The organism is Methylophaga sp. UBA5088 (genome assembly GCF_002414625.1).
GTDB classification, from domain to species: Bacteria; Pseudomonadota; Gammaproteobacteria; order Nitrosococcales; family Methylophagaceae; genus Methylophaga; species Methylophaga marina.
The window spans coordinates 1-21,947 of sequence record NZ_DIAC01000085.1; the positions used below are offsets into that span (position 1 = coordinate 1).

General features: G+C 44.5%; 24 protein-coding genes. 3 read left to right on the top strand and 21 right to left on the bottom strand.

The features are described from left to right. From B4K20_RS10500 to B4K20_RS10530, 7 genes are all read right to left on the bottom strand, one after another. On the bottom strand, positions 1–1,002 hold a 1,002-nt coding region (locus tag B4K20_RS10500), incomplete at its 3' end, for a TonB-dependent siderophore receptor (RefSeq protein WP_289282851.1). Positions 1,003–1,144: 142 nt separating this feature from the next. Next, positions 1,145–1,789: a hypothetical protein gene (locus tag B4K20_RS10505; protein ID WP_289282852.1), complete on the bottom strand. Its 645-nt coding sequence runs from the start codon at positions 1,787–1,789 to the stop codon at positions 1,145–1,147. 55 nt (positions 1,790–1,844) lie between these two features. Then, a complete protein-coding gene (locus B4K20_RS10510) occupies positions 1,845–2,207 on the bottom strand; it encodes a glutaredoxin family protein (RefSeq protein WP_286306043.1) in 363 nt (120 codons plus the stop codon). Positions 2,208–2,223: 16 nt separating this feature from the next. Then, positions 2,224–3,219 (bottom strand): hypothetical protein, encoded by a 996-nt coding sequence (locus B4K20_RS10515; RefSeq protein ID WP_289282853.1) that lies wholly within the window; start codon positions 3,217–3,219, stop codon positions 2,224–2,226. 52 nt (positions 3,220–3,271) lie between these two features. Then, entirely contained in the window at positions 3,272–3,640 is a 369-nt protein-coding gene (locus B4K20_RS10520) for a winged helix-turn-helix transcriptional regulator (protein WP_289282854.1), read from the bottom strand. A 52-nt stretch (positions 3,641–3,692) separates the two neighbouring features. Continuing rightward, positions 3,693–4,646, bottom strand: coding sequence for a magnesium/cobalt transporter CorA (gene corA / locus B4K20_RS10525; protein WP_289243529.1), 954 nt, complete (start codon positions 4,644–4,646; stop codon positions 3,693–3,695). 83 nt (positions 4,647–4,729) lie between these two features. Then, a complete protein-coding gene (locus B4K20_RS10530; RefSeq protein WP_289282855.1) occupies positions 4,730–6,067 on the bottom strand; it encodes a ferredoxin reductase family protein in 1,338 nt (445 codons plus the stop codon). Positions 6,068–6,236: 169 nt separating this feature from the next. Between B4K20_RS10530 and bfr the strand changes: the two genes are divergently transcribed. From bfr to B4K20_RS10545, 3 genes are all read left to right on the top strand, one after another. Beyond that, the gene (gene bfr, locus B4K20_RS10535; RefSeq protein ID WP_289243531.1) at positions 6,237–6,719 is read left to right on the top strand and encodes a bacterioferritin; all 483 of its coding nucleotides are present in this window, start codon (positions 6,237–6,239) and stop codon (positions 6,717–6,719) included. Between the two features lie 605 nt (positions 6,720–7,324). Beyond that, positions 7,325–7,651: a DUF1820 family protein gene (locus B4K20_RS10540; protein WP_289282856.1), complete on the top strand. Its 327-nt coding sequence runs from the start codon at positions 7,325–7,327 to the stop codon at positions 7,649–7,651. A gap of 292 nt (positions 7,652–7,943) precedes the next feature. Next, on the top strand, positions 7,944–8,066 hold the full coding sequence (locus B4K20_RS10545) for a hypothetical protein (protein WP_289282857.1): 123 nt from the start codon (positions 7,944–7,946) through the stop codon (positions 8,064–8,066). A gap of 373 nt (positions 8,067–8,439) precedes the next feature. Here B4K20_RS10545 and B4K20_RS10550 read toward each other — a convergent pair whose 3' ends face one another. From B4K20_RS10550 to B4K20_RS10615, 14 genes are all read right to left on the bottom strand, one after another. After that, positions 8,440–9,291: an AraC family transcriptional regulator gene (locus tag B4K20_RS10550; RefSeq protein WP_289282858.1), complete on the bottom strand. Its 852-nt coding sequence runs from the start codon at positions 9,289–9,291 to the stop codon at positions 8,440–8,442. Positions 9,292–10,011: 720 nt separating this feature from the next. After that, complete coding sequence (locus tag B4K20_RS10555) at positions 10,012–10,716, bottom strand: HNH endonuclease (RefSeq protein ID WP_289282859.1); 705 nt, start codon at positions 10,714–10,716, stop codon at positions 10,012–10,014. An 18-nt stretch (positions 10,717–10,734) separates the two neighbouring features. Then, complete coding sequence (gene glmU, locus B4K20_RS10560) at positions 10,735–12,099, bottom strand: bifunctional UDP-N-acetylglucosamine diphosphorylase/glucosamine-1-phosphate N-acetyltransferase GlmU (RefSeq protein WP_289282860.1); 1,365 nt, start codon at positions 12,097–12,099, stop codon at positions 10,735–10,737. 100 nt (positions 12,100–12,199) lie between these two features. Then, positions 12,200–12,628, bottom strand: a complete 429-nt coding sequence (locus B4K20_RS10565) for a F0F1 ATP synthase subunit epsilon (RefSeq protein ID WP_286306031.1) — start codon at positions 12,626–12,628, stop codon at positions 12,200–12,202. 17 nt (positions 12,629–12,645) lie between these two features. After that, positions 12,646–14,022 (bottom strand): F0F1 ATP synthase subunit beta, encoded by a 1,377-nt coding sequence (gene atpD, locus B4K20_RS10570; RefSeq protein ID WP_286306030.1) that lies wholly within the window; start codon positions 14,020–14,022, stop codon positions 12,646–12,648. 30 nt (positions 14,023–14,052) lie between these two features. Then, a complete protein-coding gene (gene atpG, locus B4K20_RS10575; RefSeq protein WP_286306029.1) occupies positions 14,053–14,919 on the bottom strand; it encodes a F0F1 ATP synthase subunit gamma in 867 nt (288 codons plus the stop codon). Between the two features lie 14 nt (positions 14,920–14,933). Continuing rightward, positions 14,934–16,475, bottom strand: coding sequence for a F0F1 ATP synthase subunit alpha (gene atpA / locus B4K20_RS10580; protein ID WP_286306028.1), 1,542 nt, complete (start codon positions 16,473–16,475; stop codon positions 14,934–14,936). 26 nt (positions 16,476–16,501) lie between these two features. Continuing rightward, positions 16,502–17,035 carry a F0F1 ATP synthase subunit delta gene (locus tag B4K20_RS10585; RefSeq protein ID WP_289243540.1) on the bottom strand — a complete coding sequence of 178 codons (534 nt, stop codon included), beginning with the start codon at positions 17,033–17,035 and terminating at the stop codon, positions 16,502–16,504. Between the two features lie 12 nt (positions 17,036–17,047). Continuing rightward, a complete protein-coding gene (locus B4K20_RS10590; protein ID WP_289282861.1) occupies positions 17,048–17,518 on the bottom strand; it encodes a F0F1 ATP synthase subunit B in 471 nt (156 codons plus the stop codon). Between the two features lie 41 nt (positions 17,519–17,559). Continuing rightward, on the bottom strand, positions 17,560–17,793 hold the full coding sequence (gene atpE, locus B4K20_RS10595; RefSeq protein WP_007144166.1) for a F0F1 ATP synthase subunit C: 234 nt from the start codon (positions 17,791–17,793) through the stop codon (positions 17,560–17,562). A 58-nt stretch (positions 17,794–17,851) separates the two neighbouring features. After that, the gene (gene atpB / locus B4K20_RS10600; RefSeq protein WP_286306025.1) at positions 17,852–18,754 is read right to left on the bottom strand and encodes a F0F1 ATP synthase subunit A; all 903 of its coding nucleotides are present in this window, start codon (positions 18,752–18,754) and stop codon (positions 17,852–17,854) included. A gap of 7 nt (positions 18,755–18,761) precedes the next feature. Continuing rightward, positions 18,762–19,136, bottom strand: a complete 375-nt coding sequence (locus tag B4K20_RS10605) for an ATP synthase subunit I (RefSeq protein ID WP_289282862.1) — start codon at positions 19,134–19,136, stop codon at positions 18,762–18,764. 211 nt (positions 19,137–19,347) lie between these two features. After that, a complete protein-coding gene (locus B4K20_RS10610) occupies positions 19,348–21,210 on the bottom strand; it encodes a methyl-accepting chemotaxis protein (protein WP_289282863.1) in 1,863 nt (620 codons plus the stop codon). Positions 21,211–21,518: 308 nt separating this feature from the next. Further along, positions 21,519–21,947, bottom strand: a 429-nt coding sequence (locus B4K20_RS10615; RefSeq protein WP_414683376.1) for a ParB/RepB/Spo0J family partition protein, incomplete at its 5' end; no start/stop codon positions are given.

A 21,947-nucleotide genomic window follows, 5' to 3' on the forward strand; every position in this document is an offset into this window, starting at 1 on the left:
ATCAACCCAATGTTCGCGCGTCCAGCTTTGTGATTCTAAATAACGAGCAACCGCAGAAAATTTCCAGCTATCATTAAAGCGATGGTCAAACATCGTGGTGAATGATGTCATCTCGGTATCGTATCGGTCCCACCCCGGCTCACCAACAAAGGTATCAGTATCGATATGACCTAATGGGCCATCGTATAAAGTACCGACAGAAGGTAAAAACTGAGTAGACACCACACTATCTGTTTTCTGTCTGGTAAATAACACCGATAAATTTGTATCGTCACTAATCCGCCAGGTCAGAGAAGGCATAATCAAAAAGCTATCGTCATTCACATGATCAACCTGTGTGTCACTATCGCGGGTAACCCCTACGAATCGATATAGAAGTTGACCATCCTCATCCACAGGGCCAGTTACATCAACACCCAATTGTTTACGATTATGCGAACCATATTGAGCCCAAACTTCGCCTTGCTGCTCAGCTTTAGGCATCTTTGAGTTCATATTCACAATACCGCCCAAGTCACCTTGGCCATACAGTGTTGCTGATGGCCCTTTTAATACTTCTATATTTTCAAGTGTATAAGGGTGGATTCGCACCGTATTGTAGTAACCATAGTTATACCGTAAGCCATCAACATAGGATGAAGGATCTAAGCCACGAACTTTTGCTGAATCAATACGCGTATCGAAACTCCCCCCCACATAAATACCAGAGGTATAGCCTAATGCATCTTGTATGGAATTTGCCCCAAGATCTTCCATAAAGTCATCTGAAATGGTGGCAATAGAAAAAGGCGTGTTTTCTGCTGAGACACTCATTTTCCCCACTTGTGGTTCCTTTTCCAGATCAATATAACCATTACTTTCTTTATATTGATTAGATGTCACTTCCACTCGCGGAAGATCCACGCTGTCATCTGCATGAACAGGCAAGCTTGCCAAAATCAGACTGCTTAACAATAGGAGAGATGAGCCTGGCCGAATAGCCTGACTATTTGCTTGATTCATTTTATGCCCCGTAAACTAAATAACAATGATTATTATTTGTAATAATTTACGGAAATTAGCGTTTTATGTCAAAACAAAACTCAGGAATGACGACGTTAAAAAAGGCGAGTAAGCGCTGTTAAATCATCCAACCTTCATATTCCTAAGCCATCGCCTCAGTTAAGGTGTTATAAAAACTCATATTTTTCTGATACTGCTCAAAAGACATCATATTGTGGTTGTATTGATACTCCACACTTTCAATAATCTCTGAAACCGCCGCACCATACTCATAGTCTGCACTTGCATAAGGATTAACCCAGTTAGGATCACCAGGTTCACGACCGATATTGGCTAAGCCAACCGCAAGAATCATATGCGTTGGAATGTCCATTACCGACCGCCCTTCGGATGCTTTTTCCCAAGCCGCTTTAAACGAAGCGGGAGCATTTTCAGGAGGGAACGTAAACATATGACCTTCACCAATGGTGGTGAGTCCATCATTATTTAAATCGTGGGTATGGCCTGGAGCATTCAATAGATTAGCTGCGCCTTCGTCAGATAACACCGAAATGTTAATGGACCCAGCCAAGCTATGAGCTTGTCTGACCACATCAAGCTCTTCAGCAGACAAGCTCCTCAATGCGGCTTTGGGATCATGAATTTCTTGTACTTTTTGTAAGATATTCTGAAAAGTTGTCACAGCTTCATCAGACATGCTGCGTTGGTGCATTAAAGCCACCGATTTGTCTGACAAGGCGGTAATATTTGCCGTTAGGTCACGTGCTGATTGGCTGGAAATCGTCATCTTATGTCCTCATCCTGAAGTTCAATGATGACGTAGCAATCTCAATGCCAAGACATTAGTGCTGAACAGGACTCGACGCCACCTCGATAGCATCCAGATGGTGTAGTACAAGATTCGGATTGTAGCCACGCACCACGTGTTTATTGACGACTAATAAAGGTACGCCACCACCGCCTAGAGCATCAAAATTACGTTTTGCCTGAGCTGACTTTTCAATATCCAGATCATCATAAGCGATATTTCTTCGCTCCATAAATGCCCGCATTTTTGCACAGTAGCCACACCATTGCGTGGAATACATCGTGACGTAGGTGGCAGGTAAATAAGCATAATCTTTCGGTGGATAAAAGAAGTCTTTCACGGTATGCCACTGCTGCACCAGCACAAACACTGCTACAAATAACAGAAACTTCTTCATTTTCCAGCCTGATTATTCATTGGATAACCGGAACTTTCGCCTGCCAGCTTGCCGGTAAATGTCTCACAAGCTGATAACGTGCTTTGTGCCAAAAACCGGACAGCAGCAGTAAGGAAAACCCAATAAATACGCCGACATACGCAAAGCTGTCACCCGCCAGTCCATAGGTATCTAATAACTTGGTTAGGGCCACCAGCACATAGACCAAGGCAGAGACCATAAAGGCACGACGATCAATGACTAATGAGACCAAGGTCAGCAGCAGATATAAGCCCATAATCAAAGCTAAGCTTGCACTACTGTGTTGACCATCAAAAATACCCAGCGTGGAAAAGATCGGATGCACAATCAAAGGCGCTGCAGTTAAATGTAACCAGAAGGCCACGTCAGACTTGCCTGTTACACGTTTTAGATCGGCGGCGTCCCAACGCATCGCGACAATAAACACCACCAGACCGCCACCAAACATTAGCCAACTTAAATAACTTTTTAATGAAGGGAATAGTGAGACCAGTAGTGACACGATAAAAACCACGGCTGAGGCTGTGCCAGCAGCCACAGTGATCGGCACTTTAAAGCGCTTCCAATGACACCATGCCGCAACAGCAGCTACTGAACCTGCCAGCATAAAGCCATTTTCAGATGGCCAACCGATGGTGAGCATCACAGCAGCAAATATACTGCCGACAAAACTCACCAGTAAGAAGATGCCGGGCAAAGCCATTTTTCTTTTTAACACAAAAAACTCGGCCAGTCCCCATGAAAGTCCAGCAACTACAAGCGCTGCTAATGCAGGACTTGCAGCCTGTAGTACCCATCCTGTCGATAGCAGTAATAAAGCACAAGCCATCAACACAAAGATATCATTAAAACTTGAGACCAGTTTGAAGTCTTCTTCGTCAGCAAAATGCGTATTGTGTCTTTGCAACCTGTCTATACGAAATTGCTCTACAGCTGAAGCAGTGAAGATGCCTTTTTCTACCGCCTGCTGTAAATCATCATCTGTATACATTTTTTTCCTTTAACTTGGATTAGCTTCGTTAAGCTGACAATACACTTTCAGTTTATTTCCCAGACGATTGCTCATCATGGGCTTGCTGGGCCTCAATCACTCTCTCAATATTGTTTTCAGACCAATGCGTTATATTCTCTAATAAGGTGATGAGGGTACGCCCAAGTGGTGTCAAAGAATATTCAACTTTGGGGGGCACTGTTGGATACACCTGACGCTGAATCACGCCGTCTCGCTCCAGTCCGCGTAATGTCTGTGTCAACATTTTCTGTGAGATACCATCAAGCTCGCGTTGTAACTGACTAAAACGTTTTGTCTCTTTTGCCAAGGCACCAACAGTAAGAACGGTCCATTTATCAGCAATGCGATCCAGCACTAAACGTGTCGGACAATTTTTATTGTAAACATCCCATGTCATCATTTTCTTAGCTTACTCATCATCAGCTCATGTCCCCCGAGATAATCATTTGGCGTTATAACCAGCCTTTACGTTTGAAATAAAAGTAAGGTGCCATGCCAGCAGCGACCATCAGGCCGATGGCCATAGGGTAGCCGAACTCCCAGTCCAGCTCTGGCATGACATGAAAGTTCATACCATAAATACTCGCCACCAATGTGGGTGGTAAAAACACGACGGCGGCAATCGAGAAGGTTTTAATGATCTGGGCTTGTTGAATATTGATAAAGCCCTGAGTCGAATCCATCAGGAAGTTAATTTTATCGAACAGGAACGTGGTATGAGACATCAACGTTTCCAGATCTCGCAGGATCTCATATAAAGTTTCACGTGACTCAGTCGCCTCACGTAGATTTCTGAGCAGAAAGGAAATATCACGCTGCGTATCCATCAAACACAGACGAATCTTTCCGTTACTGTCTTCCAGCCTGGCCAACTGGCTGATGCAATCTTCCAAATCAGCCGCTTCATCTTCCAAAACTAAATGGCTGACTCGTTCCAGTTCACGATGGATATCTTCCAGATTATCCGCATGGTTTTCGACCTTTTGTTCCATCAAGGTGATGAGTAACTCACGTGGTGTTTTGCAGCTGATTTGCCCACGACGGGCACGCATACGCAGCAAACGGAAGTCACTCAACTCACCATCACGAATCGCCACCAAGCGATCTTCTTGCAAGATAAAAGCGACAGAAACAGTATGATGTCGACCTTCTGAATAACCAAGGAATAAGGAATGCACATGCAAACCGTCCTGATCCGTAAAACAGCGTGCTGACGCTTCGATTTCTTCGACATCATCCACATCAGGCACTTCATCACTAAACAAGGTACCCAGTAACGCCCGTTCGTCATCATCTGGTTCAAGCGCATCAATCCAATCAGCCTCTCGCAATTGCGCGGCAGAAATCTCTCCCTCAACCGGAATTTCTTTGATTAGACCTTTTGCGATTTTGTACAGACGAAGCATGCGAACTCCTCTTTGCTAGTGTAACTGGCGGGTGAGCTTGGCATTGTATCGTAACGAATGCTTCATGCCGATGACTAATCCATCTATCGCAGTTTAAATAACTCCTGATGAAACTGATCAGGGTGTAATCCATGCTGAATGAAGTCCTTGCGTAAGGCTTCACCAAAAGCTGATGGCCCACAAAACCAGATACTGGCCTCTTGCCAGTCTGGAACAGCTGCACGAATTCGTTCTGCATCGAGGTGGCCATCTTCATCATCCACCATTAAGTGTAGCGTGACGTTTGAGGCTTCTACATCAGCGGATAACTTTTGTCTGACGACATCATTAATCTGTGACGTGGGATGAAAAAAGTCGATGATTTTACCATCCCTCTCATCCGCTAAACGTTTCATGCGAGCAATAAATGGCGTGACGCCGATTCCCGCACCAATCCAGATCTGTCTTGGCTTATCATCCGTAAAGTTAAACTCACCATAGGGTCCTTCCATCATGACCGGCATACTCACTGACAAACGTTGCTTTAATCGTGCCGTATGATCACCCAGCTCTTTAATCACAAAACGAATCAAACGCGTGTCCGGATTCCAGGCTGAAGCGATAGTGTAGGGATGAGCACCTTCTTTTTTATCTGACATCGCAAAAGCAAACTGTCCGGCATTATGCCCAGGCCAGCCTTTATCCATTTTTACCGTTACTTCCATCACTCGCATATCCGAGTGATATTCCAGCTCAGTAATATGGCCCCTTATTTTACGCTTAGCACCCACTCGCCCCATCAACACCAAGACTGCAGAGATAGTCCCACCTAGGAGTAATACGGCCATCAACCAACCTATAGACTGAGACCAATATTCGAATCGCAGTAATATCACTGCATGAAAAACAAATAGCAGATAAGTAATCGCTAATAAATTATGCGTCTTAGCAAATAAGCGATAAGGAAAACGTTTAATTAAAGCCAGCACAATCAACAAAGCAGCAACATAAAAAGCCCACTCACCAATAGTCTCAGCTAAGCCACGCTGTGAACGAAATAAGCCTTCCCAGAAACCTAACTCTGGCTGCGCGCCTCTGGGGCCACGCTCAGGTTTAACTAGCCAACCCCAGCCCACCATCCATTTCGTGCCTTTTGCAAACCACCAATGTGATACCGCAAATACCAGCGCACTGATACCCAGCCATTTATGCAAACGGTACATCTTGTCCAGACCATGAAAAAAAGGCTCAACAATCTTTGGTCTCAATGCCAACAACATCGCGATACTCATTACGGCTATGGCGATGACACCACTGTATTGAACAAATACAGCCCTAAACGAAAAGTAAGTAAACGGAGCTGGCCATAAATTATCGGCCATCAACCACAACGCAGTGGGCAATAACAGTGCTGTGAGAAAGGCATATTTAATCTTTTTCATGAGTCTCTGATGAAGTGATGGAATTCTTACGGCTAATTTAACCCAACAAAAGTTAAGGCAACGTTAACGTCATAATCAGATCTGCATGGTCTGACTAGTTTGATTACAATGACAACAAACGCACATCAAAAACAGCGTGTTTTTAGCACATACAAAACAGGATCAGCATATGAAAGGCAGCCCAAAAGTTATTGAACTTCTCAATACATTACTCGCAGGCGAACTGACCGCTATGGATCAATACTTCATTCACTCACGTATGTATGAAGACTGGGGACTGACTCGCCTCTATAATCGCATCGCTCACGAAATGCAGGACGAAACCGAACACGCCGACCAAATGATCAAACGCATTTTGTTTCTGGAAGGCATGCCCGACCTGACACACCGCGAACCACTTCATGTTGGTCACACCGTCAAAGAGATGCTACAAAATGACCTCGACTTGGAATACGCCGTCGTCAAAAACCTGCGTGATGGAATTGCTCTTTGCGAAGCCGAAAAAGACTATGAAACCCGTAAAATGCTCAAACAACAGCTGGAAGATACCGAGCTGGATCACACCCACTGGTTAGAACAACAGCTTGGCCTGATTGACAAAATGGGACTGGAAAATTATCTGCAAGCCATGACATTGGCCGAAGCGGAGTAGTTCTCGTTAGGCTGGATACGCTCTCCAAGCTCGTCAATTTCGCCTTGATGGTGAGTTAGGGAAATGTTTGCCCATTTCCCTAACAACCCTAGGGCACCCCACCGTGCTGGCCTGCGGCTCCACTGCGTTGCTCGCTTTATCTGGTGATTAGTCAAAACTCCCTTCGGTCAGACACTGACCAATCATGATCCAGATAAACCTCCGCTACTCGTCAGCACAAACGGGGGATTTGAAAATAACCTTTTGCAGAAAGAATTTAACCGCCTTTTGCGCTGCCGAGCATCGCAAATTAATTTGGATAAAACACAATGAGTGTCTGAGCGTAGCGAGTTTTCATTGTGTTCCAAATTGATTGAGAAGCACAGGGAACCCGCAGGGCAAGCTTGGGCTGGCCTTTTTTGGTTCGTTTTTTGGCCAAGCAAAAAATGAACGCCCCAGCGGCAGTGCCTGATGTGAAAAAGTAAATCATCTATAGGATTTCACCCCTAGCCCCAAGCAAATGCTTGAAAACGACACCTCCCCCCCCATTTAATCCTCAACCAACTGCAACAAGCAGTTTCCACTAACACCATTAAATAGCGGCCAAAAAGCTAAACGAAGAAACCATGAGCAAACAAGAACTCTTATACCGCATCGAATTCATCCAAGCTGGCCAACGTTACGAACTGTACGCCCGCGAACTCAGCCAGGGCGGCTTATTTGGTTTTATCGAAATTGGTGATTTTGTCTGGGATACTCACACCTCAGTAGTACTAGACCCCAGCCACGAAAAACTGAAAGACGAATTTGCTGATGTGACACGCACCTACATTCCGATGCATGCGGTGCTGAGAATTGATTCGGTGACTAAAAAAGGCTTAGCCAAGATCACCGAATTTGATGGCAAAGTTACACACTTCCCAAGCCCGATTTATACGCCAAGCAATAAATAAAGTTGCTTAAAAAAGTAGGTTGGGTTGAGCTTGTTAACCCCAACAAACATAACCTCAATCTTGTACCTTGAGTTTAGTGCCTCTCCCCAACCTACCCGAGTCATTATTTCGCCTTAATGGCGAGTCAGGGGAATGCGTGCCCATTTCCCTAACAACCCTAAGGCACCCCACAGTGCTGGCCTGCGGCTCCACTCGTCATAACATTGATTCAGGCAGTCGGCTAAAACTCGCTACGCTCACAAATTTGTCTGGAACAAATTTGGACGCCGGAGGCGCCCAAAGGGTGAGTGGCATGAATGCCACGAATCAAACACTAACCAGCCGTTATCCATACAAAGCTGCGCTACTCGTCAGCACAAACGGGGGATTTGAAAAGCTCCCACTCTTCCCGTCTATTGCCATCAAACAAGCTTAATTTTTGGATCAAAGGCAATTTCGGGTGCCCTTTTGTTTGGTTCGTTTATTTTGGGCATGCAAAATAAATGAACGCCCAGCGGTAGCGTATGAAAGAAAGTAAATCATCATCAATACTCGAAGGCTTATCTTAGATAATGTCATTAATTTCGCCTTAATGGCGAGTCAGGGAAATGCGTGCCCATTTCCCTAACAACCCTAGGGCACCCCACCGCGCTGGCCTACGGCTCCACTGCGTTGCTCAATTTGTCTGGCGTCTGGTTAAAACTCGCTAACGCTCAAACACTAACCAGCCGTTATCCAGACAAACCTGCGCTACTCGTCAGCACAGACGGGGGACTAAAAAGCACCTCTCCGTGCATAAAAAAGTGCCTTTATTTCAACGGTAAATAAATATCGGTAATCAATTCATGCTCATCCACTTCTGGAAACATATTGATATAGTGAAAGAAAACAGGGAAATCACGTAGCTCTTCATCTGTTTCCGGTAACCACTGACCGTAAAGATAATAAATCGGTGTATCAATATCATCCCGTGAGCCAAAATGTCTTACTTTGGCACATCGCCCAGCCGGAATTATTTTTGTTATTAGACCTTGTTCATTTTCTGGAATATCAGCCAGGACAGAACCACAAAGGTCAAACTCAAACTCATCAGCACTGACAACATTGGGATCGTTATATGGCACACCATACGTATCACTCGTCTTTACCGGTGATAAACCACTTTGCTTACGCCAATCAATAAATTTACTAATGGAATCATTCAGCACATTCGGTGAACCACGGTGTTCTAATACTGCTACTTTTGTTTCCACAAACTCCACAATTTCTACATTCATTATCATTGACCTCTCAATTCTTGTTAATTTAATCAGTTCATTCCAAATTTCCCACTTGGGCATTTGTTTGAATTGAGAAGGACTCTGCTGACAGTAATTTTTGAATGCACGCGAAAATGACTCTGGACTTTCAAAACCTGCTTGTAAGGCAATATCAATCACACGTAACTTAGGCTCAAACACTAACTGATAAGCTGCACGTTTCAACCGAGAAATCTGAATGTATCTAGCGACATTAATGCCGACAAAGTCAGCAAACTGACGGTGAAAGTGATACCTCGAAAAATGTGCAATCTGGCTCAGCGAATCGACGGATAAATCATCATAAAGGTGTGACTGAATATACTCACACACCTTCATCATTCTATTTTCATACTTGCTCATGATTTACCCATCCCCTCAATTCGAGAGACAGTATCGTTGTATTTAAGAAATGAAGCCTGACAGAAATTGCTCTTTTAATATTGCCATTATTTGGTCTTGATGACGAATCAGGGAAATGTGTGCCAATTTTAAATGTAGGTTGGGTTGAACCTGTGAAACCCAACAAATCCTGAGTCTTGATATATATTGGGTTTCGTTCCTCTACCCAACCTACCCAAGTCATTATTTCGCCTTGAAGGCGAGTCAGGGAAGTGCGTGCCCATTTCCCTAACAACCCTAGGGCACCCCACCGTGCTGGCCTGCGGCTCCACTCGTCATAACATTGATTCAGGTGGTCGGCTAAAACTCGCTGCGCTCACAAATTTGTCTGGAACAAATTTGGACGCCGGAGGCGCCCATAGGGGGAGTGGCATGGATGCCACGAATAAAACACTAGCCGCCCTCAGACCTGAATAAATGTCATTCCTCGTCAGCACAAACGTGGAAATAGGGATCGCTTTTCGTCCCGTCTATTGCCGCTAAAAATTCGCTGTATTTTATGGATTAAGTGGGCACGTGTTTGAGCGTAGCGAGTTGGTGTCCACGCCATAAAATACAGTGAATCTTTAGAGATAGGCAATATCGGGTGCCCTTTTGTTTGGTTCGTTTATTTTGGGCATGCAAAATAAATGAACGCCTCAGCGGCAGCGTATGAGGTAAGAATATAATTCCATATTGGACTTATTCGATCTTATCGCTCTTCTGTATGTTGTGCCTTGCACACAATAGCTGAATATTTTCAGCCTTCAGTGAGGTACCACCTTTGGAGTATGGAAGAATGTGATCAAAATGCAATTCATCAGTTGAGCCACACATGGTGCATTTACCACCATCTCGCTTCCATACTTCTAGCTTAACGTGGGTGGGAATGATTCTGCGATGTTTGGAGTCTTTAAACTCTGTGTCTACCGGAGCAGAACTGTCCTGGAGTTCTTCTATAGCTTCGAGACGAAACTTAAAGACCTCACGATTACCATCATCTTCTCTCCATGAATCTGTGAGATGAAATAATCCATTATATCCCCAGATTCCTTTTCGCAATTTTTCATAGACACGAATTAAATCAGGCGCTTTAGTGCCAGCCTTGAAAGCTTGTGCAGCTCTGTGAAATTTGCCATTCTCGGTCAAATTACCACTTGGCAGAAACTCTGGTTGATCGACTAGTTTTGGCATTGGCACTTCTGGTGTACGTGAATGGTCATGGCCTTCGTAAATCAAAACGGCACCATCATCCAAAACCGCATCTTGATAAGGAGCGTTAGTCTGGACAGACATAAGAAATACAGAGTGACCACCATGAATCCTAAAGTTCATTCCTCTTTGCAGTGAAGAGCCTTCCCGTCGACACATTTCAAAGTAAGAAATAATCTCATTTTCAGCAGCCATAAAATCCCTTCAAGCCATTTACTTTTTCTTCACCGGCCTCTGCCACCCACTAACCGTCTTCTGCTTAGACACCGTCAACGTTAACTCACCAGCCGGCGCGGTTTTGCGAATCGTAGACCCAGCCCCAATCGTCGCCCCATCCTCAATATTCACCGGAGCAACCAACTGCGTATCCGATCCAACAAACACCCGATCACCAATCACAGTACGATGTTTATTGGCTCCATCATAATTACAGGTAATCGTACCGGCACCAATATTCACATCGGCGCCCATATCGGTATCACCAATATAACTTAAATGATTGATTTTAGAACCTAATCCGATATTGGCATTTTTGACTTCAACGAAGTTACCGACTTTGGCTTTAGCCGCTAAACGGCTACCCGGACGTAAACGTGCATAAGGCCCAACGGAACAGTTAGCGCCCACTTCGGCATTTTCTATAATGCTATTAGGTAAGATTTCAGCACCTTCATGAATCACGCTATTGATGATGATGCAGTTGGCGCCGATCGTGACATCATTTGCCAATGTATTATTACCTTCAAAAATCACATTCACATCAACCGTAATGTCTTGTCCTACCGTCAGTTCACCACGAATATCGACACGAGCCGGATCACGCATGGTGACGCCTGCCATCATTAATTCAGTCGCTTTTTTCTGCTGGTAATAACTTTCCAGCTCAGCGATTTGGACACGGTTATTGACGCCTGCAACTTCCTGTTCATCCTCACAAGTAATCGAATCAATATCTATACCTTCTTCAACGGCTTTAGCAATCAGATCCGTCAGGTAATATTCGCCTTGGGCATTATTATTATCAAGTTGTGATAAGGCTGTGTTTAACCATTTAGCTGGAATACACATAATGCCGGTATTCACTTCGTTGATCTCACGGGTTTCTTCGTTAGCGTCTTTTTCTTCCGTGATCATCAGCATACGACCAGTGACATCACGCACGATGCGTCCATAGCCTGTTGGGTCATCCAATACCGTGGTCAGTACTTTGAGTGTGCTGGCATCACCTTCATGAATCAGTGCCTCAAGGGTTGCGTTTTCAATTAGCGGTACATCACCGTATAGCACTAATACTTGGTCACTATCCTGATAAAAAGCTTTAGCCTGTTCAACAGCATGGCCTGTCCCTTTTTGCTCTAACTGCATGGCCGTATCGATACCTTGCTGTTCAAGATAAGGCATGACCTCATCTGCACCACTGCCACACACAACGGCTAGTTGACTGGGATTGAGTTGTTTAGCGGTATCAATCACGTGTTGCAGTAAAGGTTTGTTGGCCAATGTGTGCATGACTTTGGGTTTTGCTGATTTCATGCGTGTGCCTTTACCGGCAGCGAGGATGATAATGCTCAGGCTCATAGGGTATTCCGTATTGGTAATAATGGGTTAAGTTTAGCAGACAATAGATAAAAAAAAGGCCGTCACGAGGACAGCCTTTTTTATTTTTTGCAGTGAAAGACTAGCGTCCTTTACTGTTCGATCTTAGTCGCTCGATTGCACGCAGTTGCGCCATTGCTTCAGCCAGTTCTTTCTGAGCTTCTGCAAAGTCACGTTTCGCTGAGCCATCGTTGATTGCTTTTTCTGCATCCGCTTTCGCTTGTAATGCAGCCGCTTCATCAACGTCAGCCGCACGTAATGCCGAGTCAGCCAACACAGTAACAACGTGTGGTTGAACTTCCAGCATGCCGCCAGAAACGTAGTACTGCTCTTCTTCGCCGTTCTCTTTCAAGACACGAACTTCACCTGGTTTAAGGCGAGTCAGCATAGGAGTGTGACGTGGGTAGATACCCACTTCACCCAACACAGCTGATGCAAAGACAGCTTGTGCCAGACCTGAAAAGATCTGATTCTCTGCGCTTACGATATCAACATGGATAGTCATAGCCATGTTTACCTCCCAGGGGATTAGTACTTCTTAGCTTTCTCGACAGCTTCTTCGATGCTACCTACCATGTAGAACGCTTGTTCTGGTAGTGAATCGTAGTCGCCATTCAGAATGCCTTGGAAGCCAGCAATCGTGTCTTTCAGAGAGACGTATTTACCAGGTGCACCAGTAAAGACTTCTGCTACGAAGAACGGTTGTGACAAGAAACGCTGAATCTTACGAGCACGAGATACAGTCAGTTTGTCTTCTTCTGACAGTTCGTCCATACCCAAGATCGCGATAATGTCTTTCAGTTCTTTATAACGTTGCAATGTACCTTGAACGCCACGTGCCACTTCATAGTGCTCGTTACCAACCACTAATGGATCAAGCTGACGTGAAGTTGAATCTAACGGGTCAATCGCTGGGTAGATACCTAATTCAGCAATTGAACGTGATAATACAACTGTCGCGTCTAAGTGAGCGAAAGTGGTAGCTGGTGATGGGTCAGTCAAGTCATCCGCAGGTACGTATACCGCTTGGATAGAGGTGATAGAACCTGTCTTAGTTGACGTGATACGTTCTTGCAGAACACCCATTTCTTCAGCCAGTGTCGGTTGGTAACCTACCGCAGAAGGCATACGACCTAACAGAGCTGATACTTCAGTACCGGCCAGTGTGTAACGGTAGATGTTATCAACGAAGAACAGTACGTCACGACCTTCGTCACGGAAGTATTCCGCCATGGTCAGACCAGTCAACGCAACACGTAGACGGTTACCAGGTGGCTCATTCATCTGACCATATACCAGTGATACTTTGTCGATAACGTTTGAATCTGTCATTTCATGATAGAAGTCGTTACCTTCACGAGTACGTTCACCAACACCGGCGAATACTGAGTAACCGCTATGCTCGATCGCGATGTTACGAATCAGTTCCATCATGTTAACGGTTTTACCTACACCAGCACCACCGAACAGACCAACTTTACCACCTTTCGCGAATGGGCAAACCAGGTCGATAACTTTGATACCTGTTTCAAGTAATTCATTACTTGCTGCTAATTCGTCAAAAGTCGGTGCAGAACGATGGATACCCCAACGTGCTTCTTCACCGATGTCGCCTTTTTCGTCAATAGGGTTACCTAAGACGTCCATGATACGACCTAATGTTTGTTTACCAACCGGTACGCTAATCGCTTTACCTGTGTTAGAAACTGCTAAGTCACGCTTCAGACCATCAGTTGTACCCATGGCAATCGCGCGAACAACACCGTCACCTAATTGTTGTTGAACTTCCAGCGTTAAGCCAGCTTCATCAACCATGAGGGCGTCATATACTTTAGGCAGGCTGTCACGTGGGAATTCCACGTCGACGACCGCGCCGATAATTTGAACAATCTTTCCAGAGCTCATCTCGCTTCCTCTTAATATCTTCTATATCAGTTATACCGCAGCGGCACCTGCAACAATCTCGGAGATCTCTTGCGTAATCGCAGCTTGTCGAGCTTTGTTGTAAACCAATTGCAAGTCATCAATAAGATCACCTGCATTGTCGCTCGCATTTTTCATTGCGATCATTCGAGATGCTTGCTCGCAGGCAATATTCTCGACAACACCTTGGTAAACTAATGATTCGATGTAACGAACGAGCAGGTCGTCAAGTACATCTTTTGCATCAGGTTCGTAAATGTAATCCCAGTGATGGGAAAGCTCTTCGCTCGGCTTCTCAGGCTTGGCCGGTAACAACCGTACAATTTTGTTGTCTTGAGTCATGGTGTTCACGAACTCGTTATAAACAAAATATAGGCTGTCAATCTGACCTTCGTTGTAAGCATCCAGCATAACCTTAACAGTACCAATCAGTTCATGCGCTTGTGGCGCATCACCTAATTGCACTTTCTGACTGACAAGGTTGACGGGCAGTCGTTTAAAGAAAGTAGACGCTTTCTGGCCGATAGCACAGACATCTACTTCCAAACCTGCATCCAATTTTGTTTTGATATCTTTCAAAACGGATTTAAACAGGTTGTTATTCAGACCGCCACAAAGTCCGCGATCAGACGAGACCACAATGTAGCCAACACGTTTGCTTTCTTCACGATCTTGTAAGTACGGATGTTTGTACTCTGGATGTGCAAAAGCTAAATGCTGAATAACGTTGTAAATCTTGTCTGAATAAGGACGTGTCGCTGCCATGCGATCTTGAGCCTTACGCATTTTACTCGCTGCAACCATCTCCATAGCAGAAGTAATTTTCTGCGTATTTTTGATGCTGCCAATTTGAGTCCGTATCTCTTTACCGCTAGCCATGACTTATGCTCCGATTACCAGCTACCAGTTTTTTTAAAGCTCTCAATTGCAGTTTTCATTTGCGCTGCAATGTCGTCATTAAAGTTACCGGTTTCGTTAATAGTTGCCATCAAGTCAGCTTGGTTTGAATGCATATTCGCTAATAAAGCGGCTTCAAAGTCGCCCACTTTATTGACTTCAACATCATCCAGGAAACCTTCGTTAGCTGCGAACAGCGATACCGCCATTTCAGCCACTGACAGAGGTTGATATTGTTTCTGTTTCATCAGTTCAGTAACACGTTGACCACGGTTAATCTGTGCACGTGTCGCTTCATCAAGGTCAGAAGCAAACTGAGCGAACGCTGCCAATTCACGATACTGAGCTAAGTCTAGACGAATACCACCGCCCAGTTTCTTGATGATTTTAGTCTGAGCCGCACCACCAACACGAGATACCGATAGACCCGCGTTAATCGCAGGACGGATACCTGAGTTGAATAAGTCAGTTTCTAGGAAGATCTGACCGTCAGTGATCGAAATTACGTTAGTCGGAACGAATGCAGAAACGTCACCCGCTTGTGTTTCGATGATTGGTAATGCGGTTAATGAACCTGTTTTACCAGTTACAGCACCGTTAGTTTCTTTTTCAACGTAGTCTGCGTTAACACGTGCAGCACGTTCTAACAGACGTGAGTGAAGGTAGAAAACGTCACCAGGGTATGCTTCACGACCAGGTGGACGACGTAACAACAGAGATACCTGACGGTAGGCCCATGCTTGTTTAGTTAAGTCATCATAGATGATCAGTGCATCTTCACCCTTATCACGGAAGTACTCACCCATCGAGCAACCTGCATAAGGAGCAATAAATTGCAGTGCAGCAGAATCTGATGCAGAAGCCGCAACGATGATGGTGTGATCTAATGCACCATGCTCTTCTAATTTACGAACAACGTTAGCAATAGAAGACGCTTTTTGACCAACAGCCACATAGATACATTTAACGCCTGTACCTTTTTGGTTGATGATGGTGTCTATAGCAATCGCTGTTTTACCCGTTTGACGGTCACCGATGATCAGCTCACGCTGGCCACGACCGACTGGGATCATAGAGTCAACTGATTTCAAACCAGTTTGGATAGGTTGATCAACCGATTGACGAGCGATAACACCAGGCGCTACTTTCTCAATTGGAGAAGAGCTTTCTGCGTTGATGTCGCCTTTACCATCAATTGGTTTACCGAGTGAATCAACAACACGTCCTAATAGGGCTTCGCCTGTTGGGACTTCAAGAATACGACCAGTACATTTAACTTTGTCGCCTTCTGAAATGTGTTGGTAAGCACCCAAAATAACGGCACCTACTGAGTCACGCTCAAGGTTAAGGGCCATACCAAACGTGTTTCCTGGGAATTCAAGCATTTCCCCTGACATCACATCTGCTAAGCCATGAATACGAACGATACCGTCGGTAACACCGACTACGGTACCTTCTGTACGCGCTTCAGTGGCCCCTTCAAAGCTTTCGATACGCTTTTTGATCAGGTCACTGATTTCTGCTGAATTCAGTTGCATCTCTGTTTCCTCTATAAACGGGCCGCTTATGTAATAGCGTTGGCCAGTCTGTTCAGTTTACCCACGGCAGAACCGTCAATTACCATATCGCCTGCTCGGATAATTGCACCGCCAAGTAAGCTCTCATCAATGGTCGTGTTTAATGTAATGTCACGGCCTAAACGGGCTTTCAGAGCAGCAGAAATTTTAGCTGATTGCTCTTCCGTTAGTGGACGTGCTGAGATTACATCAGCGGTCATTAATTTTTCAGCTTCTTCGCGTAATGCTTCAAAGAGAACGGTAATGTCTGTCAAAAGTAACAGACGGTTATTTTCTGCCAACAACAACAGAAAGTTGCGTGCATCGGCTGTCATTGCATCGCCAGCAATCTCTGCCAACAAATCAACAGCCTGCTCGTCACTTACTGCAGGGCTAGTGATAATGGATTGCATTTCTGGTTCTAAAACACACTGTGCTAAAACCGCAAGCAGGTCAGACCACGCCTTCAACTCGCCTTTTTCCTGCGCGATAGAAAATACCGCGTTGGCATAAGGACGAGCGATGGTTATTGCTTCTGCCATCCTAACATTCCTCTAGATTTGGCTAACCAATTCGTCAAGCAAATCGGTGTGTGCCTTTTCATCAATTTCACGGCCGACAATTTTACCGGCACCAGCCAGCGCAATACTGCCAACTTGTGACTTCAACTCGTCACGAGCACGGTTTGCTTCCTGCTCAATTTCTGCTTTCGCAGCTGACAGGATTCGCTCGCCTTCAACACGGGCATTGTCTTTTGATTCGTCCACAATTTGATTACCACGTTTTGTTGCTTGAGCAACGATTTCATTCGCTTGCTCTTTTGCTTCGTGGATCACTTGTTGTGCACGTTTCTCAGCCAATTCCTGCTCATTTCTACCACGCTCTGCAGCTGCCAGACCGTCAGCAATTTTCTTTTTACGCTCTTCAAGCGCTTGCATGATAGGTGGCCATACATACTTCATGCAGAAGGCGATGAAGATCGCAAAGGCGATCATCTGGCCTATGATGGTTGCATTGATATTCATGCCTGTACCTCTAATTAATCGCTAATGGGGATTTATAAATCTTAACCAGCCACTGCGAACAGAACGTACATAGCCAAACCAACTGCAATCATTGGTACCGCGTCAACCAGACCAGCAACCAAGAAGAATTGTGTACGTAACATAGGAACTAATTCAGGTTGACGAGCAGCAGCTTCTAAGAAACGACCACCTAATAAACCAACACCAATCGCCGCACCCAGTGCGCCCAAGCCGATCATCAAAGCACCAGCAATATAAACTAAACCCATATCCATTTTTTTCTCCTACAAAAAAGTAAAGACTAAAAACAAAAAGTTAAAAACCCAATAAACATCAATGATGTTCTTGATGTGCCATATCCAGATATACCGTTGTCAGCACCATAAAGATAAATGCCTGTAACGTGATAATCAGAATATGGAAAATCGCCCAGCCAATCTGTAACAGACCAGCAAAAGATCCCATCACAAGACCAGCGCTATACATAGTCGCGATCAGGATGAATACCATCTCACCGGCGTACATATTGCCGAAGAGTCGTAAGCCCAATGAGAATGGTTTCGACAGTAATGTGACAGTTTCCAGAATCAAGTTAATTGGCAATGCCCATTTACCGAAAGGTTGGAATGCTAATTCACCGAGGAAACCACCTGTACCCTTAATCTTAAAGCTATAGAAAAGCATTAAGGCAAAGACTAATAACGCCATACCAAGTGTGGCATTTGGATCAGTTGAAGGTACGATTTTGAAGAACACATGATGCGGATCTGCACCGAACATTGCTGCTGCGCTTTGCGCTACCGCCATTGGAATGATATCAACCGGTATCAAGTCCATTAAGTTCATCAGGAAAATCCAGACAAAGATGGTCAGAGCAAGAGGTGCAACAAGATTATTTTTACCACCGGAGAAAGAACCTCTCACAGTGTCATCGATGAAGTCGATGATCATTTCAGCAAAGTTTTGCATGCCGGTAGGGATACCAGCTGACGCTTTTTTAGCTGCGCTGCGGAAAAACCACATCATTAGAGCGCCAAGTAGGAGAGACATAAACATCGTATCGACGTTGATAGCCCAAAATCCCATTTTGGCGGCTTCTTCAGCTGAGGTTGCAAAGCCCCAGTCGCCGCTTGGAGCCCAAACCCCAGGCTCAGTTTGTATTTGTTTCTGACCAAAAGTCAGATTCTGAAGGTGATGCTTGATATATTCTGATGTAGTAATTGTTTCACTAGCCATGTCGGTTTCAAGCCCGGTTAGTCTGTCCCATAAACAACATCATCTGTGTGGCTGTAAAACCAAGCATCAACGCGACAATATTCATCTCCAGCAAAACGATGCCAGTGGCAAACATTACAATCGTATTCAGCCAGCGTTCAGCTACACATCTGTATGCTCTACTTAAATTTCTATTGGCATCTGCTCTTGCAGTCTCCACTGCTCGCAGAATATGCCATATCATCAAGAGAGTATTGATGATTGCAATGACGCTGCCAAAACCGGCCGCAATTGCGCTCTCAAAACCACTTGACCAAGAGGCGAAAATTACAATCAACCCCCACATTGCAACTTGCCACCACACAACGCGTTTGAGTGGCTGCAATCTAGTTAATTGCTCCATTTTTTCCACTTGGATTTGGTCTTTGCGTTAAGCAAATCAGGGCATTATATAGACGTATACTTAGTTGGGTCAACGACAAATATCCACTTAATCGTTCTCCTAGTATCACGCAAATAATCGACACAATCCCCTTTAACTTACTTGCTCATACTCTCACATCTGACTGTAAACGCGCTATAGCTAAGCTTATATTTGTTCTGGTGCTATCGCATCAGGCAACTTCTTGCCGCGTATTGGCCTGCAAGTTCAAACTTTTTGGGGTTAATTTAAATTTCTCACAATGTGCCATGTAGAGCTGTTTCAACTCAGGTTCCCCCATCAGCTCACCCGGTTCGTCACGATAACTGACTTTTCCCTGTACGGGCTCACCCTGCCACTTTTTTTCGATCGCCATACGTTCATTTTGTTGTTTGAACCAGTTAATGAACTCATTCGCTTTAGCAAGTAAACGATAACTTGATGCCCATGCATTCACTGCCATCGTGTAATAATAAGGTTGCTTCGCGATATTGCCAGGTAGAATCTCGATCTTGTTATACCATGGACTTGATGGGTTTTTGCTAGCCCAATGATAAATTGGCAAATCAACACCAAAAGCGTCTACCACACCATCAGCCAGACAGTGATGAATACGAGATTGATCTGAATAGGCAATCAAATTCTCAAGAACACAACTCCCTCCAGGCTTGTTTTCATTACTGCTCCATCGTACGCCGTTCTCTTCCAGTAACTCTACTGCTGCGGGGTCATTTATAATTCCCATGACCTTTCCATCAAGGTCACTAAGACTATTGATACGTTTATCGTCTTTACGTCTCGCTAACACCCAGTGTAGGTAGGTATAGGCTTCCGAATAAGCGACATTGTCATATTCTGCAGAGGGCGGCAACGCACTGATAACAATATCAGCAGGTGGTTCACCGAAGTTCCTGCCTGAGGTCAATAGCTCCGTACACATATCCCAAGGTGCTTCAATAAACTCACACTCCACTCCAAGAAACTGGGCGAATGCGTGTGCATAATCTACATCCAGACCTTTAAGTGGTTCACCTAACCTTTCACGGAAAGAAAGACCTACGAAATTTGGCTCAACGGCAACTCGTAACTTACCTCGACGCAATATATCATCTAACTGATCATGAGCTGGGTCAGGCACCATATATAGTTTTTTTAACGTGTTATCAAAAGCCGTCACCGCTTTATCAATCGTTGCATACTGAATATCTATATGATCCAGCCCTGTTGTCATTTCTTCGGCAACGTCATTGATAATACGATTTTTACTCTGGATTCGCTTCATTGAACCGGAGCTTAAGTCCAAGGTTTCGAATATCACTGCCGTGTTATTCATTACTAACGTCAGTTGTTCACTAATGGATTGAAATAGTTGAGTAAGCTGGCCTGTTGCCGCCTGGATAACATCCACAAAATTATCTAAACGTTGTTTATTCGTTTGATTGATGTTTTGAAGTTCATTATTGACCTGGCTGAAATCAAGTTGTTCAGCCGCCTGCTGGGCTTGCTCCATCGTCACAGTGGCTAGTCGCCTGACTTCATCAGCGACAACAGCAAATCCTCTTCCATGTTCACCAGCTCGTGCAGCTTCGATGGCTGCATTCAGAGCGAGTAAATTCACGCCCTTTCCTATTTCCAATATGCCATCCAATACTTCCGTCACGCTCATCGATTTTTCCGACAGCGTTTGAGTGATTTGCTCCATAGCTTCACTAACGGAAGTATTCACTTGATCAACTTCTATATTGATTTGAGATTGCAAGGCTCCGACTGTTGAGTTTGAACTGTTCAAATAGTCATTGGCCATATTCAACTCAGCATCCAGCTTAGTTGTGCGTTGGTTGATCTCAGAGAGAAAATTCTCCTGCACTTCAAGTGCACGGAAAATTTGGCGTGATAACTGAGAAGTTTGAGAGCTGACTAATTGAAGAGCACGATAAAAGCGTTTTTCTTCATCAGAAAAACTTGCTGCATCAATTTCTTCCTCTATCGCGTCAGTCTCGTCTGGCAACGGCTGCACTGGAGAAGAGCTTGCAAACATTTTCTTCAATATACGCATCGCATGGATTCCAAATTCTTATCAAGAATTGGATGATATGCAATAGGCAGTCCAACAAATAAGGCTGGATCAACAAGATACTATCGAGTCAAGTTTCATTAAGCCTGACAAAATTATAGTGAGTACATACTTACACTTATAATCAAACTAGGCAAAACCTATCAATTTACCGATGTGTCACTCTGATTGTATACGTGTTTTTCAGGCGATGGTTGGTGATGATCATTAACCAGGGATATTCAGAAATTTCGCACCATTTTGTCCGCATTTTCACTTTTTCTGTGCAACAAAAACATCTAAAGAAGGATTTAAGCACCCAGTTGTTCGATCAGGTTTTTAAGCTCATCAATATTGGCATAATCGTATACCAGTTTGCCCTTGCCATTGGCGCGATGCTTAATGCTGATACCTTTACCTAGTTTGCTGCTGATGCGTTGTTCTATTTCCTGAATATCTGCTGGGTTGACTGCCGGCTCAGCTTTCTTGTCGTTACTGGGTTTGAGTATCCGTCTTATGAGTTGCTCAGTTTCTCTGACAGAAAGTACTTTTTCTACAATTTGTCTGGCCGCATCAGATTGAACATCACCTTCTAACCCTAATAAGGCTCTTGCATGACCCATTTCAATGTCACCATTCTCGAGCATGCGTTTTACATCCTCATTAAGGTTTCGTAAACGTAATAAGTTCGTCACGGTTGCACGTGATTTACCGACAGCCTCTGCAGTTTGCTGATGCGT